Origin of the sequence: Ferribacterium limneticum (genome assembly GCF_020510625.1) — a bacterium.
Lineage (GTDB): Bacteria > Pseudomonadota > Gammaproteobacteria > Burkholderiales > Rhodocyclaceae > Azonexus > Azonexus limneticus_A.
This window is the reverse complement of record NZ_CP075191.1, coordinates 4,201,147-4,215,797: the sequence shown is the minus strand read 5'-3', so window position 1 is coordinate 4,215,797 and position 14,651 is coordinate 4,201,147. Positions and strand designations below refer to the sequence as shown.

Here is a 14,651-nt window from a genome sequence, read left to right as displayed (position 1 = left end):
CGACGACAACACTCCTCCCCGCGCATTCGCTATTGATTTCGATGGCGGTTATTAGATACTTGATTTAATTGGTATATTTTGAATATTTCGGCGACCGTTCAGAGGCCGGCGAAGGCACGATTCTACCCCCCTACCGAAAAGTTATCCACAGCTTTGTCAAATAATTGATCTTGACAGAACACCATCAAACAGGGTGTAATCACGCGTTTTTCTTCGCACATCAAGGGATTACAACATGAAACGCACGTATCAACCGTCGGTCGTGCGCCGCAAGCGCACCCATGGCTTCCTGGTTCGTATGCGCACCAAGGGTGGCCGTGCAGTCATTGCTGCTCGCCGCGCCAAGGGTCGCACACGTCTGGCCGTATAAACCGGACGTTCGGCGAGGTGGAACAAACCTTCGCCCGACGCTATCGCCTGACAAAAACGGATGAGTTCTCATCCGTTTTTGGTTTCAGGAAGGCAATTCGAGGCAAGTTGCTGATGCTGCATTATCAGCCGCGCCCCGAAAGTAACACCGAGGCACGACTTGGCTTGGTGGTCGGCAAGAAGCTGCTCAAGCGAGCGGTCGACCGCAATCTGGTCAAACGTATCGTCCGCGAGCAGTTCCGGTTGCGCCGGGCTGCCTTGCCGCCGGTCGATCTGGTCGTCAGGCTTGCAAACAAGCCGGCACCGCTCGACCGCAAGCAAGTAGCCGATGATTTCGTAGCCCTGCTGGACAAGCTGCAACGACCACGCAACAAGCGGGATGGACAATGAAATACTTGTTGATCGCGCTGGTTCGCGGTTATCAGTATGCGATCAGCCCGTTTCTCGGGCGTAGCTGCCGTTATGTTCCAAGCTGCTCGGAATATACGGTGGAAGCAGTACAAAAACATGGTGCCTTCCGGGGTGGCTGGCTGGGCGTCAAGCGCGTCTGTCGCTGTCACCCATGGCATCCCGGCGGGTATGATCCTGTACCCTGAATCAAGAATTTTTTTGTAGGCAGTTATGGATACTCGACGCCTGATACTGGTTTTGATCTTCACGTTCTCCAGCTTCATGCTGTGGGAAAACTGGCAGAAGTACAACCAGCCGAAGCCCGCAGATGCTGTAGCCGCCGCCCAGGTTGCAGGTACGGCACCAACCCCTTCTGCCGCACTGCAAGCCAAGGCTGCACCGGGAGCACCATCGGTGGTCGCACCGGCGTCTACCGCCGAGACATTCACGATCACTACCGATCTGCTGAAGGCGACTATTTCTGCCCAGGGTGGCGATCTGGTCAGTCTCGAACTGCTCAACTACAAAGAGCACGACAATAACCTGAAGAATTTCGACCTATTCGATGCCAAGCATCGTTATATGGCTCAGGCTGGCCTGATCGGCGAAGGCTTGCCGACTCACCGTGCAAACTTCAAGCACGTCAACGGGGCAACAGCACTGGCTGATGGTGCCAACGAACTGAAGGTTCGCCTTGAATCGACCGAACAGAACGGTATCAAGGTTGCCAAGATACTGACCTTCAAGCGTGGCTCCTACCTGATTGACGTTGCCTGGGAAGTTGCCAACGGCAGCGACAAGGCCATTGCCCCGCACGCCTACTTCCAGTTGCAGCGCGACGATGCTGCACCGGCCGGCGAGACCGCGATGGTTTCGACCTTTACCGGTCCGGCGGTATTCACCGATGCCGAAAAGTATCAGAAGATCGATTTCAGCAGCATCGCCGACAACAAGGCCAAATTCACCAAGACGGCTGACAACGGCTGGCTGGCCATGGTTCAGCACTATTTCGTCTCGGCTTGGGTACCTGCAGACAAGACCCAGCGCGAGTTCTACATGCGCAAGGTGGAAGGCAGCAATGTGTTCCAGGCCGGCGTGATCGTACCGATCGCTGAAATAGCGCCGGGTGCCAAGGGCGAGACTTCTGTCGGCTTGTATGCCGGCCCGCAGCTGCAGTCGGCACTCAAGCAGGTTGCTTCCGGTCTTGACTTGGTTGTTGACTACGGTTGGCTGACTGTCGTTGCCGCACCGATCTTCTGGGCACTGGAAGCCATACACAAGCTGGTTGGTAACTGGGGCTGGGCGATTGTCGTGCTGACCATCATCATCAAGGCCATCTTCTTCCCGCTTTCTGCCGCTTCCTACCGCTCGATGGCCAAGATGAAGGTGCTGACCCCGCGCCTGACTCAGTTGAAGGAGCGTTTTGGCGACGACAAGCAGCGCATGAACCAGGAAATGATGAAGCTGTACCAGACCGAGAAGGTCAATCCGCTCGGCGGCTGCCTGCCGATCCTGGTCCAGATTCCGGTCTTCATCGCGCTCTACTGGGTGCTGCTCGGTGCCGTTGAAATGCGCGGTGCACCGTGGATCCTGTGGATCAAGGATTTGGCATCGGCTGACCCGTACTACATCCTGCCGGTCATCATGATGGTTTCGATGTTTGTCCAGACCAAGCTGAACCCGACCCCGCCGGACCCGATCCAGGCCAAGGTCATGATGATGATGCCGCTGATCTTCGGCTTCATGTTCTTCTGGTTCCCGGCCGGTCTGGTGCTTTACTGGGTGGTCAACAACGTCCTCTCCATTGCCCAGCAGTGGCAGATCACCCGCTTGATCGATGCCGGTGGCAAGGCAGCGAACGACGCCAAGGCCTGACGTGTGAAATCCGACACCATTGCTGCCATCGCTACGGCCCCAGGCCGTGGCGGTGTCGGCGTGATCCGCATCTCGGGCAGCAATTTGCTGCCCTTTGCTTTTGCGCTGACCGAAAAAACACCGAAGCCGCGCTATGCCTCGCTGGCTGATTTCAAGGCGACCGATGGCAGCACCATCGACACGGGTTTGCTCCTCTATTTTCCGAATCCGCAGTCCTTTACCGGCGAGGACGTGCTTGAGCTGCAGGGCCACGGTGGTCCGGTGGTCATGCAGATGCTGCTTGCCCGTTGCCTGGATTTGGGAGCCAGACTGGCCGAACCCGGTGAATTCAGCCGCCGCGCCTTTCTCAACGGCAAGATGGACCTGGCCCAGGCCGAGGCTGTCGCCGACCTGATCGATGCGGCAACCGCCAGCGCTGCCCGTTCGGCCGTGCGTTCCTTGCAGGGCGAGTTCTCAAGGGCGATTGGCGAACTGAATGACGAACTGATCAACCTGCGCATGCTGGTTGAAGCCACGCTGGATTTCCCGGAAGAGGACATCGATTTTCTGAAAGCAGCCAATGCCTTCGGCCGTCTCGAACGGCTGCAACTGAAGCTGGCCGAGATTTTCGACCGGGCTGGCCAAGGAAAACTGCTGCAATCCGGTCTCCATGTCGTGCTGGCCGGGCAACCGAACGTCGGCAAGTCATCACTGCTAAACCGGCTGGCCGGCGATGATCTGGCCATTGTTACACCCATTGCCGGCACGACCCGCGATGCCCTGCGGTCGACCATTCAGATCGAAGGCATTCCGCTGCATATCATCGATACCGCTGGCTTGCGCGAGACGGATGATGAAGTCGAGAAAATCGGTATTGAACGCAGTTGGAAAGAGATCGAACGTTCCGATGTCGTCCTGCTGCTGGTCGACGCCCGAACCGGCGTTGGCGAGGCAGATCGAGAGATACTGGCTCGTCTGCCCGAGCGCCTGCAGCGCATCACCGTTTATAACAAGATCGATCTGGCCGGGCGTGAAGCCGAACGCCACGACGAGGCTGATGGCATCGCCATTTCCCTCTCCGCCAAAGCCAATCAAGGCATTGAACTGCTCAGGCAGGAATTGTTGCGCATTGCCGGCTGGCATCAGGCTGAGGATGTTTTCATTGCCCGTGAGCGACACCTGAGGGCACTGGCCAATGCACAGGAGCACCTCGCTGCGGCTCGAAACGTCGTCGAGGGTGCCATGCCGGCACTGGAACTCTTTGCCGAGGAACTGCGCCTTACCCAGCAGTCTCTTGGCGAAATCACCGGCGAATTCACTGCTGACGATCTGCTCGGCGTCATTTTCAGCCGATTCTGTATCGGAAAATAGGCGTTTATAGCCTGTCCATAACCCTGTGCACAAGCTGTCCGCCGATTGTGGGCAACTCTCTCTTTTTCAGAAACTGCAAAACAATCCGGAATTCATCCACAGGCTATTCAGTGGGTTGTCGACGCTGATTTTAATTCATTAGTATTTTGATTTTAAAAGTTAAATTTAACTTATCCACAGAGTTGTTGCTGAGTTATTCTAAGTAGTAGGTTTACATATAGTTATTATTAAAACCTGTAGACAACAACGTTCCCCGAATTCCGGATCAAGTACTTGGGCGTTCCAACCATGAAAACTGCTCAATACTGTTCAGCTTTAACCTGCCCAACATTGGCATCTGACAAATGATCGAGGTTTTGGATCCGGTGCTGCTGACGTTGGTTGTGGCCGCTTTTCTGGCCGGAGCGGTTGATTCAGTGGTCGGTGGCGGTGGCTTGATCCAGATTCCTGCCCTGTTTGCGGCATATCCAGGCGAATCGGCAGCAACCCTGTTCGGAACCAACAAATCAGCCAGCGTTGTCGGAACCGCCAATGCAACGTGGCGCTATGCGCGGCAAGTCGCCATGCCGTGGCGAACCATCTTGCCAGCTGCCAGTTCGGCGTTTTTTTTCGCCTACATCGGGGCTGCTGTCGTCGCCTGGTTGCCCAAGGAATCGGTAAGACCACTGATTCTGTTCCTGTTGATCTTTGCAGCGGTTTACACGCTGAAGAAAAAGGATTTCGGGCAATCGCATGTACCGGCGCATGGTGGTCATCGCGAACTGATCTACGCCACATTGCTTGGTGGCGTTATCGGGTTTTATGATGGTTTTTTCGGACCGGGTACGGGCAGTTTCCTGATCTTCCTGTTCGTTCGTTTCTTTGGTTTCGATTTTCTGCACGCCTCAGCCAGTGCCAAGGTGGTCAATGTGGCGACCAATCTGGCGGCGCTTTCCTATTTTCTGCCTAACGGATATGTGCTGCCGCTACTTGCCGCCGCCATGGCCGTGGCCAATGTCAGTGGATCGATGGCCGGTACCTGGCTGGCCTTGAAGCATGGCAGTGGTTTTATCCGGAAGGTGTTTCTGGTCATGCTTGGGGTGCTGATCGTCAAATTTGCCTGGGATACCTTAGCGGCCTGGTAATACTTTTTCCGGAACCGAAGCGGAATGGTTTTTTCTAATAAAATCCAGCCACTTAGTCCGAGGAAGTTCCATGCGCGTCACGCTCGTTCACCCTGCTGGTTTCAATTTTGTCCCTGGTCAGCCGGATTTTTCGGTGCTGGCCAACCGCATGCCGCCGATTGGCATCATGCAGCTGGCTTCCTGGCTGGAAAAATTTGGGCATAGCGTTCAATTGCATGACTGTCTGGGGCCCTATGCGCCGCCGACAATTGCCGAGAATGCCGAAATCGTGCTGGCGACCGATCCGGAAATGGTCGGTTTTTCGGCGACGACTTCCGGCTTCATGGATGCCTTCGAGATTGCCGCCTATATTCGCGAGCGCCGGCCGGAGATCAAGATTGTCTTCGGCAATGTGCATGTCTCGTCGCTCGGCGCGCCGATTCTCGAACACTTTCCGGAAATCGATTATCTGGTGATCGGCGAAGGCGAAGGCTCATTTCTCGATCTGGCTGACGGCAAGCCCTTGAGCGGGATTGGCAACCTGGTCTGGCGCAACGAACAGGGGAAAATTGTCGTCAATCCACGTCGTGATCGCATTCTCGATCTCGACGAACTGCCCTTCCCGGCTTACGAGAAGTTGGCCGGCTTCCCGCACGCCTATCATCTGCCCTTGTTTGCCTACGAAAAGCGTTACGGCGCGACGATGATCACCTCGCGCGGCTGTCCCTACACCTGCTCCTTCTGCGACCGCACGGTATTCGAGCGCTTGTACAAGACCAATTCGGCGCAATACACCTACGATCACATGAAGTACCTGCGGGACAAGTTCGGCGTTTATCACATCAACATGTACGACGACCTGTTCACGGCCAAGAAGCAGCGTGTGTTCGAGTTATGCGAGCTGCTGATCGAAAAGCCGCTGGGTATCCAGTGGAACTGTGCGATCCGTACTGGCCACACCTCCGACGAGATGTTGGCCAAGCTGAAGCAGGCCGGAGTGCTGATGGTCTCGATGGGCATCGAATCGGCTGATCCGATGATGATGGAGCGCCACAAGGCCGGGGTGACACTGGAAGCCGTGCGTGAAACGGTGCGCCAGATCCACGCCGCAGGAATGCGGGCCAAGGGTTTGTTCATTTTCGGCATGCCGGGAGAAACGCCAGAAACAGTCAAGGTGACCAGCGATTTCGTCCTCTCGCTCGACCTCGATGAAATGAACATGACCAAGTTCAGCCCGCTGCATGGGGCGCCGATCTGGGATGAATGTGCCTCGGAAGTGTCGGGGAGTTTCATTGAAGACTGGCGTCTGATGAACTGCCTCAATTTTGTTTTCCTGCCCCATGGCTTCAAGTCACGCGAGGAAATGGACGCCTTGTACAACTGGCACGTCAAACGCTTCTACGACAGCAAGGGCTATCGCCGGCGCTTTGCCAAGCGCTTGTGGGCTCACCGCTGGAGCCTGTGGCATATTCTGAAACATTTGCCCGAAACGATAGCGGCGGCCCGTTATTTCAGTTCCAACAAGGAACAGCTGGAAAAGGCCAAGCGCGAATTTGCGCTGCATCCGCGTCAGCCCGTTGGCCTGAAACCACAGTTGTCCACCGATCTGCAGATCGACAACATCGTCTCGATGTCACCGGTCAAGATGACACGGCGTGAAGCGATGAAAGCCATTATTCCGGTGGTGTATGAAGGTAGCACCTGTTGCCCGCCGCCAGCCGTCCAGCCGGCGGTATAATCGCCGGTCTTTCGTTGCGGGCAAAAAGGTAAACCGGTCATGAAGGAAAAAATTGTTTTTAGCCACTTTTCAGTATTGGCCGCTGCTTTCTGTGCCCTGGCCATGCTGTCTGCCTGCAAGGGAACGGACACCAAGCCGGAAGAAGGCAAGCCGGCAGCCGAGGTCAGGAAGGAAACCGGCATCCGCAATGGCTACGCCTGCTGCAATCTGCACTATTCCAGCGACTGGATCAGCGACTCCAACCTCGCCCAGTTGCCGTTTATCGCGGCCGGAACACCGATCAAGGTGCTGAAGATCGACGGCTACCGCGCCTACGTCGAGATTGATGGCAAACCAATGCGCCTTGGGCACGACTATGGTCGGGCCGAAGAGAAAACCGAGCAGTGGGTGAACAAGCTGGTCGTGCTTGATGATCCGAAAGCCAAGATCGCCAGATACTCCCCGGCTGTGCGCAACGCGATTGCCAAGGGGCAGTTGATGAAGGGGATGACCAAGGAACAGGTCATCATCTCGGTCGGCCATCCGCAGACCAACGAGAATCAGCGCCTGGATGGCCCGTACTGGCGTTACTGGTGGTCGAGCTTCGGCCCGTATTATGTTTATTGGACCAAGGGCGGAACGGTCAGCAAGATCGATGGACACTCCGAAACCGTCGGCTATATGACCTACAAGGGCAAATAAAAATACTGATTGCCGCCACAGAGAACGGATAAAGGGTCGCAAAGATGGAACAGCAGGGGCAGGGTGTGGAGCGTCGTCAATGCGACGTACTGGTGATTGGTGGCGGGCCGGCCGGTTGTACCGTGGCGCCGATGCTGGCCGAGAAGGGTTACAAGGTGGTGATGCTGGAAAAGGCGCACCATCCGCGTTTTCATATCGGCGAATCGCTGCTTCCGGCCAACCTGCCGCTGTTCGAGCGCATGGGTATTGCCGAGGAAGTCAAAGCGATCGGCATGCATAAACCGGGCGCCGAGTTCGTCTCGCCGCACCACGAAATGTCGTCGGTTTTCACTTTTGCCGAAGCCTGGGACAAGTCCATGCCCCACGCCTATCAGGTCAAGCGCGACCAGTTCGATACGATCCTGATCCGCAATGCCGAAAAGAAGGGCGTCGAGGTCCACGAAGGCTGCAAGGCCAAGGCGGTCGATTTCCTGCCCGACAACAGCGCAGCCATCCGAGCCGTACATGATGATGGCCGTGAAACCGAATGGCAGGCCCGCTTCGTCGTCGATGCTTCCGGTCGCGATACCTTCCTGGCCAACCGCTTCCAGATCAAGCACCGCAATCCCAAGCACAACAGTTCGGCGATTTATGGTCACTTCACCGGCTGCAAACGCCACGAGGGTGTCGCCGAGGGCAACATCACCATTTTCTGGTTCGAGCACGGCTGGTTCTGGTTCATTCCAATGCAGAACGATGTGACCAGTATCGGCATGGTGACCTGGCCGTACTACATGAAGACCAAGGGCGAGCGCAGCCTTGAGCAGTTCCTGCGCGATGGTTTTGCCCAGTGTCCGAAGCTGACCGAGCGCCTGATGGATGCCAAGCTGGTCAATGAAATCGAGGCCACCGGCAATTTCTCCTACGTTTCCGAGCGCAACCACGGCAACAACTACGTGATGCTCGGCGACGCCTACGCCTTCATCGATCCGGTGTTCTCGTCCGGCGTGCTGCTCGCCATGAACAGTGGCGTCATTGCCGCCGAGGCGATCGATACCTGCCTGAAAGCGCCGGCCAAGGCGCCGGCTGCGCTGAAGAAATTCGATGCGCTGATGAAGCATGGGCCGAAGGAATTCTCGTGGTTCATCTACCGGGTAACCAACCCGATCATGCGCGAATTCTTCATGGGGCCGCGTAACCTGTTCCGGACCAAGGAAGCCGTGCTGTCGATGCTGGCCGGTGACATTTTCGGCAAGACGCCGATCTGGTCGTCGATCTTTGCCTTCAAGATGCTCTATTACATCGCCAACATCATGCAGCCGAGGAAGGCCTTCATGGGCTGGAAACGCCGCAAATTCAACATTCGCAAGGTCGACGACGCGGTCGTTTATAACGCATAGTGACGCTTCAGTTCATTTCCTCGCCCGCCACGGTTTCACGTGAAACCGGCAGCGAACTCGGTGGTGCCCTGCTTGGCGAACCGCCTAACGGCGCTATTCCGGCCTGGCCAGTGCAACGCATTTTTGCCCCCTTGCTTGGGGCGACCTCGACGGTCGTCCATGAGACCTGGCGGATCGATGGGCCGATCAAGGCCGGGCATTGCGAAGAGATCGTCTGGCGCAAGGCCGGTGGCCTGCTGTTTGGCGTGATCGAGCTGGACGAGGCGGATTTCAAGGGATCGCCCAAGTGTTCATCGCTGCAGGCGGCCAGTGAGGAAGCCTATCGCCGTATCTTCCGACTGCTGGATGCCGAGCAGGTGCCGCATCTGTGGCGAGTCTGGAATTACCTGGCGGAAATCAATCTGGAAACCCAGGGGCTGGAGCGCTACCGGCAGTTCAACGTTGGCCGGCAGGATGCTTTCCTCGAATGCCATCGCGGTGCTACCGGCAATGTGCCGGCCGCTTGCGCGATCGGGCTGGTCGGCGGGGCGCTGAGCATTGCCTTCATGGCCGGTGAGGCGCCGGCGGTGCCGGTTGAAAACCCCCGTCAGGTCAGCGCCTACAACTATCCGGCCGATTACGGCCCGCGTAGCCCGACTTTCTCGCGCGCCGCCCTCGCCTATTTGCCGGGACAGGAACTGCTGTTCATATCCGGCACGGCCAGCATTGTCGGCCACCAGACGGTGCATCCGGGCGATGTCGCCGGGCAGTGCCACGAAGCGATGGCCAATGTCGCCGCTGTGCTGGCTGAAGGCAACCGGCAGTGTCGGTCGGGAGGGTTCGGGCTGGGAGAGCTTTCCTACCGTGTTTACGTTCGCCAGGCCGGGGACTTCCCGCTTATTCGGGAGACCTTGGTGTCGTTGATCGGCCAGGCGGAAGTCGTCTATTTGCAGGCAGATATCTGCCGACAGGATTTGTTGCTCGAAATCGAGGCGATGGCCTCGCATACCCTGGGGAGTCGTTGATGGCCAATTCGAACAAATTCTGGACAGGTGCGCTGACCGCATTGAGCCTGGCGTCGTTCGTTTCGGGTGCCCTGGCCGCTGAAGACAAGCCGCTGTGGGAAATCGGCGCCGGCGCCGCGGCTTTCAGCTTTCCGTCCTATCGCGGTTCGGACCAGACCAATAATTTCATGATGCCGGTGCCGCATTTCACTTACCACGGCGATTTCCTGAAAGCTGACCGGCATGGCATCCGCGGCAGCTTCTTCGATTCGGATCGTGTCGACCTGACCGTCAGCATGGCGCTCTCGCCACCGGGCAGCAGTGACGACATCCGGGCCCGTAGCGGCATGCCGGATCTTGAGGCGACGTTCGAGATCGGGCCGCAGATGGATGTCACCTTCTGGCGCTCCGAGAACCGGGCCCGCTTCGTCAAGCTATTGCTGCCCCTGCGCACGGCCTTCACCGTTGAGGGAAGCCCCAAGGACATCGGCTGGGTTTTCCACCCCAAGCTGAATATGGACATCACCGACATACCGGGCATGGGCGGCTGGAACCTCGGCATGCTGGCCGGCCCGTTGTTCGGTGACAAGCGCCAGCACGCCTACTACTACTCGGTGGCGCCGCAATACGCGACCGCCGATCGCCCGGCTTACGAAGCGAAGTCCGGCTATGCCGGCATGCAGTATCTGGTCGCCCTGTCCAAGCGCTTCCCGAAATACTGGGTGGGTGGCTTCGTCCGCTACGACAACCTGAGCGGTTCGACGTTCGAGGATAGCCCGCTGGTCCGCCAGAAAAATTATGTCGCCGGCGGCATCGCCATTACCTGGATACTTGGAGAATCGTCGACGCGCGTGAAGGTCGATGACTGATCGCAGCAGCGCAGGCAATCCCTTGTGGATAGCCTACGAGTACGTCGCCATGGTGCTCGGACTCGGCCTGCTGGCGCTGCTTTGTCTGCTCTGGCTGCCCTGTGCGCTGATTCTGAACCCCCTGCTGCCCCGGCGCCTCGGTCAGCCTTTGGGGCGGACCATGATTTCCTTGGGTTTCCGGTTCTATCTGCACCTGCTTTCGCTGTTCTGCGCCTGTCGCTTCGACCTGCGTGAAATCGATCAGCTGCGCGACAAAGGGCCGCTCGTGGTCGCGGCCAACCACCCGTCCCTGCTCGATGCGGTGATGATCGTTTCCCGGCTGCCCAACGCCGTCTGCGTGATGAAGGCCTCGCTGATGGATAACCTGCTGTTCGGCGCGGCTGCCCGGCTGGCTCGTTACATCCGCAATGATGCGGCGCTGGAGATGATCCTCAGTTCACGCGACGAACTTCAACAAGGGGCTCATCTGGTCATCTTTCCCGAAGGCTCCCGCACCCTGAATTTCCCGATCGAGGCATGCTCGCCGAGTGTCGGGCTGATTGCCGGGCGGAGCAAGACGCCGGTGCAGACGCTGCTGATCGAGTTCTCGACGCCCTATCTCGGCAAGGCCTGGCCACTATTCCGTCGCCCTTCCCTGCCCTTGCGTTGCCGCATCCGCCTCGGCCGCCGCTTTCCGCCACCGGCCAATCTCCAGGCCTTCACCGCTGAGCTTGAAGCCTACTTCCGTGCGGAATTAGGCCAGGCATCTCCGTCGACTGCAGCGTTTGCTATCTGAACCCATTTCACCATGTCCGCCGCTTCAACGACCCATCTCGTCCTGATCCCCAGCTATAACCCCGGCCCCAAGCTACTCGACACCGTGCGCTCCGCCCGCGCCCAATGGACGCCGGTCTGGGTGGTGGTCGATGGCAGCACGGATGGCAGCGCCGAAAAGCTGCAGGCACTGGCGGCGAGCGATGAGGGTTTGAAGGTCATCGTCCTGCCGGAAAACCGGGGCAAGGGTGCGGCTGTGCTTGAAGGCATCATGCAGGCCGGCGCTGCGGGCTACACCCACGCCCTGACCATGGATTCGGATGGCCAGCACCCGGCTGACCTGATCCCGGCTTTCATGGCCGCCTCTCAGGCGCAGCCGGCAACGATGGTGCTCGGCAAGCCGGTCTTCGATGCCGATGCGCCGGCGTTGCGCGTCAATGGTCGCAAGGTGTCGAACGGCTGGGCCAACCTGGAAACGCTGTGGATGGGCATCGGCGACTCGCTGTACGGTTTCCGCGTCTATCCGATCATGCCGCTGATCAAGATCATGCGCGCCACCCGCTTCATGCGCCGCTTCGATTTTGACCCCGAAGCCGTGGTTCGCCTGTGCTGGGCTGGCGTCAAGCCGGTCAATATCGATGCCCCGGTCCGTTATTTCCGGGCCGACGAAGGCGGCGTTTCGCATTTCAAATACCTGCGTGACAACACACTGCTGACCTGGATGCATACCCGGCTGTTCATCGGCTTCGTGCTCCGCCTGCCAATGTTGCTGCTCCGTTACCTGACCGCCTGATAGGCCAGACCATGCACGCCCTGCGCCAGTTTGCCCTGCGTTACCTGATTGCCGACGCGGCGCCGCTGTCGCCGCGTGAGCGCTGGCTGAGTGCGCTGGCGGGTCTGCTCGGCATTTTGTTGATGCAGGGCATTCTCACGGTGTTGCCGGCCGGGCCCGGAATCAGCTATCTCTTGGCGCCGCTCGGAGCCAGTTCGGTCATTCTCTTTGCCCTGCCGCATAGCCCGCTGGCTCAGCCGTGGTCGCTGGCCGGGGGCTTGTTCATCTCGGCGCTGATCGGCCATTTTTGCGGCCTGTGGATCACCCCGACCTTTCTCGCCGTCGGCGTCGCGCTCGGCCTGGCGATCTGGCTGACCGCCTGGCTGCGCTGCATTCACCCGCCGGGCGGCGCCATGGCGGTTGTGTTCGCACTGAGTGCCCAGCAGCAGTCCACCTCCTTGCTGACTGCCCTGCTCAACGTCGGGGCGGCGCTGATGGCGGTACTGGTGGTCAATAACCTGATTCCCGGCCGACGTTATCCGCAATGCCTGCCGCCGACGCAGGTCGCCAAAAAGGACCGTCCGGTGCGCCGAAGCATCCGCCACGAAGACATTCAGCATGCCTTGGAGCGGCTCGATACTTACCTCGACATCAGCGAGGACGATCTGGTCAGCATCTACGATCTGGCGACGACCCACGCCCATCAGCGCCATGAGCGACGAATCTGCGGCGAGATCATGTCGGCGCCGGCGCTCAGCGTCGAGTTTGCTACCGAGCTGAACGAGGCCTGGGGATTGATGCAGACCCATCATTTGCATGGCCTGCCGGTGGTCGACCGCAGTCATCGGGTGATCGGCGTGCTGACGCTGGAAAATTTCCTGCGCCACGTCGAGCCGGATGGCGCCCAGGGTATCGGTGAGAACATCCGTCGCCTGTTGCGGGCGACACCTTCCGCTTATTCGGACAAACCCGAGGTGGTTGGCCAGATCATGAGCCACCGCTTTGCCCAGGTGCAGACGACCACGCCGCTCGGTGAAATCGCTGCCTTGCTTGCCTCAGCCGAGCATCCGGTGATTGTCCCGGTGCTTGACGAGAACCAGCGGCTGGCCGGCGTTCTGACCCAAACCGATCTGCTGGCTGCCATCTATCACCGCCAGGCGGCGGCTGCCGCCCGCCATTGAACGAATCATGAACACGACCGAAATTTTCCTGATCGCGATGACGATCATCTTCACGGTGCCCTGGCTGATCTGGCGGCTCGGCAGGACCGACTATTACGCACCGCTGGTCGTCGTCCAGATCATCACCGGCATCCTGCTCGGGCCGGGCATCCTTGGCCGAGTGTTCCCCGAGTACTACCAGTTCGTCTTCAACCCGGCCGTCGTTCAGTCGCTGAACGGCATCGCCTGGTGGGCGGTGATGCTGTTCGTGATGATTGCCGGCGTCGAACTCGACCTCAAAAAAGCCTGGGCGCATCGCCGGGAGAGCGGCATCACCGCCGGCCTGGCGCTCGGTACGCCATTGCTCTTTGGCTGCGCCGCCGCCGGGCTGATGCTGACGGTTGACGGCTGGATGGGGCCGAAGGCACTGACCTGGCAGTTTGTCGTTGGCGTCGGCATGGCCTGCGCGGTGACCGCCCTGCCTATTCTCATTTTGCTGATGGAAAAGCTGGAGGTGCTGCGCCAGCCGATCGGCCAGCGCATCCTGCGCTACGCCAGCCTCGACGACATCGCCATCTGGGGCGTGCTGGCCCTGATCCTGATGGATTGGGAACGCATCGGCCGCCAGGCTACTTTCCTCGTTGCCTTTGCCATCGCCGCCTGGCTCTTCCACAAACTGATGGTTCGGCTGCTCGAGCGCGACCGCTGGTACGTGGCACTGATCTGGCTGGCTGCGGTGTCCTTCGGCGCCGACTGGGCCGGGCTGCATTTCATGGTCGGCGCCTTCCTCGCCGGGGCAAGCATGGAGGCTGACTGGTTCGATCAGGAAAAGATGGACCTGCTGCGCCACCATGTACTGCTCGTCATCATGCCGGTTTTCTTCCTGTCCACCGGCCTGCGCACCAACTGGGATGTCGGTGGCGCTGCGGTATTCCTTGCCGCCGGCCTGCTGCTGGTCGCCTCGGTCAGCGGCAAGCTGATCGGCGTTCAGGCGGCCGGCAAAATCCTCAAATGGCAGCCCGGCGAAGCCAGCATCATCGGCTGGCTGTTGCAGACCAAGGCGCTGATCATGATCATTTTTGCCAACATCCTGCTCGACAAGCAGATCATCACCAGCGAAACCTTCACCGCCCTGCTGCTGATGGCGGTGGTCAGCACCATGCTGACGGTACCCTTGGTTGCCCCGAAACTGGCGCGGCTGAAAGAACTGATCTCGCGTTCCGCCTGAG

General features: G+C 58.9%; 15 protein-coding genes. All 15 read left to right on the top strand.

Going from position 1 to position 14,651, the window contains the following annotated elements:
• Positions 1–235: 235 nt before the first annotated feature.
• The 15 genes from rpmH (at position 236) to KI617_RS20235 (ending at position 14,650) form a co-directional block, all read left to right on the top strand.
• Positions 236–370: a 50S ribosomal protein L34 gene (gene rpmH / locus KI617_RS20305; protein WP_011289924.1), complete on the top strand. Its 135-nt coding sequence runs from the start codon at positions 236–238 to the stop codon at positions 368–370.
• A 17-nt stretch (positions 371–387) separates the two neighbouring features.
• Positions 388–759, top strand: a complete 372-nt coding sequence (rnpA, locus tag KI617_RS20300; protein ID WP_226449462.1) for a ribonuclease P protein component — start codon at positions 388–390, stop codon at positions 757–759.
• Positions 756–965, top strand: coding sequence for a membrane protein insertion efficiency factor YidD (gene yidD, locus KI617_RS20295; protein WP_226449461.1), 210 nt, complete (start codon positions 756–758; stop codon positions 963–965). Before rnpA ends, yidD begins: the two co-directional genes overlap by 4 nt.
• A 25-nt stretch (positions 966–990) precedes the next feature.
• On the top strand, positions 991–2,634 hold the full coding sequence (gene yidC, locus KI617_RS20290; RefSeq protein ID WP_226449460.1) for a membrane protein insertase YidC: 1,644 nt from the start codon (positions 991–993) through the stop codon (positions 2,632–2,634).
• Between the two features lie 3 nt (positions 2,635–2,637).
• Positions 2,638–3,984 carry a tRNA uridine-5-carboxymethylaminomethyl(34) synthesis GTPase MnmE gene (gene mnmE, locus KI617_RS20285; protein ID WP_226449459.1) on the top strand — a complete coding sequence of 449 codons (1,347 nt, stop codon included), beginning with the start codon at positions 2,638–2,640 and terminating at the stop codon, positions 3,982–3,984.
• A gap of 344 nt (positions 3,985–4,328) precedes the next feature.
• Positions 4,329–5,108: a sulfite exporter TauE/SafE family protein gene (locus tag KI617_RS20280; protein WP_226449458.1), complete on the top strand. Its 780-nt coding sequence runs from the start codon at positions 4,329–4,331 to the stop codon at positions 5,106–5,108.
• Between the two features lie 70 nt (positions 5,109–5,178).
• Positions 5,179–6,825, top strand: coding sequence for a B12-binding domain-containing radical SAM protein (locus KI617_RS20275; protein ID WP_226449457.1), 1,647 nt, complete (start codon positions 5,179–5,181; stop codon positions 6,823–6,825).
• A gap of 39 nt (positions 6,826–6,864) precedes the next feature.
• Complete coding sequence (locus KI617_RS20270) at positions 6,865–7,506, top strand: hypothetical protein (protein WP_226449456.1); 642 nt, start codon at positions 6,865–6,867, stop codon at positions 7,504–7,506.
• A gap of 44 nt (positions 7,507–7,550) precedes the next feature.
• A complete protein-coding gene (locus tag KI617_RS20265) occupies positions 7,551–8,885 on the top strand; it encodes an NAD(P)/FAD-dependent oxidoreductase (RefSeq protein ID WP_226449455.1) in 1,335 nt (444 codons plus the stop codon).
• Positions 8,885–9,889 carry a chorismate transformation enzyme, FkbO/Hyg5 family gene (locus KI617_RS20260; protein ID WP_226449453.1) on the top strand — a complete coding sequence of 335 codons (1,005 nt, stop codon included), beginning with the start codon at positions 8,885–8,887 and terminating at the stop codon, positions 9,887–9,889. The genes KI617_RS20265 and KI617_RS20260 overlap by 1 nt, the downstream gene beginning before the upstream one ends.
• Positions 9,889–10,737 carry a MipA/OmpV family protein gene (locus KI617_RS20255; RefSeq protein ID WP_226449451.1) on the top strand — a complete coding sequence of 283 codons (849 nt, stop codon included), beginning with the start codon at positions 9,889–9,891 and terminating at the stop codon, positions 10,735–10,737. Before KI617_RS20260 ends, KI617_RS20255 begins: the two co-directional genes overlap by 1 nt.
• Entirely contained in the window at positions 10,730–11,512 is a 783-nt protein-coding gene (locus KI617_RS20250) for a lysophospholipid acyltransferase family protein (protein ID WP_226449449.1), read from the top strand. Before KI617_RS20255 ends, KI617_RS20250 begins: the two co-directional genes overlap by 8 nt.
• 12 nt (positions 11,513–11,524) lie before the next feature.
• A complete protein-coding gene (locus KI617_RS20245; protein WP_226449447.1) occupies positions 11,525–12,283 on the top strand; it encodes a glycosyltransferase family 2 protein in 759 nt (252 codons plus the stop codon).
• 11 nt (positions 12,284–12,294) lie between these two features.
• The gene (locus KI617_RS20240) at positions 12,295–13,443 is read left to right on the top strand and encodes an HPP family protein (protein WP_226449445.1); all 1,149 of its coding nucleotides are present in this window, start codon (positions 12,295–12,297) and stop codon (positions 13,441–13,443) included.
• 7 nt (positions 13,444–13,450) lie between these two features.
• Complete coding sequence (locus tag KI617_RS20235; RefSeq protein WP_226449443.1) at positions 13,451–14,650, top strand: cation:proton antiporter; 1,200 nt, start codon at positions 13,451–13,453, stop codon at positions 14,648–14,650.
• Position 14,651 lies beyond the last annotated feature (1 nt).

Bases quoted from the DNA above. Each gene is read 5' to 3' on its own strand.
- KI617_RS20280 (WP_226449458.1), top strand. From the start codon at position 4,329: ATGATCGAGGTTTTGGATCCGGTGCTGCTGACGTTGGTTGTGGCCGCT.
- KI617_RS20240 (WP_226449445.1), top strand. From the start codon at position 12,295: ATGCACGCCCTGCGCCAGTTTGCCCTGCGTTACCTGATTGCCGACGCG.
- KI617_RS20275 (WP_226449457.1), top strand. From the start codon at position 5,179: ATGCGCGTCACGCTCGTTCACCCTGCTGGTTTCAATTTTGTCCCTGGT.
- yidD (WP_226449461.1), top strand. From the start codon at position 756: ATGAAATACTTGTTGATCGCGCTGGTTCGCGGTTATCAGTATGCGATC.
- rpmH (WP_011289924.1), top strand. From the start codon at position 236: ATGAAACGCACGTATCAACCGTCGGTCGTGCGCCGCAAGCGCACCCAT.
- KI617_RS20245 (WP_226449447.1), top strand. From the start codon at position 11,525: ATGTCCGCCGCTTCAACGACCCATCTCGTCCTGATCCCCAGCTATAAC.
- KI617_RS20270 (WP_226449456.1), top strand. From the start codon at position 6,865: ATGAAGGAAAAAATTGTTTTTAGCCACTTTTCAGTATTGGCCGCTGCT.
- KI617_RS20255 (WP_226449451.1), top strand. From the start codon at position 9,889: ATGGCCAATTCGAACAAATTCTGGACAGGTGCGCTGACCGCATTGAGC.
- KI617_RS20250 (WP_226449449.1), top strand. From the start codon at position 10,730: ATGACTGATCGCAGCAGCGCAGGCAATCCCTTGTGGATAGCCTACGAG.
- KI617_RS20235 (WP_226449443.1), top strand. From the start codon at position 13,451: ATGAACACGACCGAAATTTTCCTGATCGCGATGACGATCATCTTCACG.
- KI617_RS20265 (WP_226449455.1), top strand. From the start codon at position 7,551: ATGGAACAGCAGGGGCAGGGTGTGGAGCGTCGTCAATGCGACGTACTG.
- yidC (WP_226449460.1), top strand. From the start codon at position 991: ATGGATACTCGACGCCTGATACTGGTTTTGATCTTCACGTTCTCCAGC.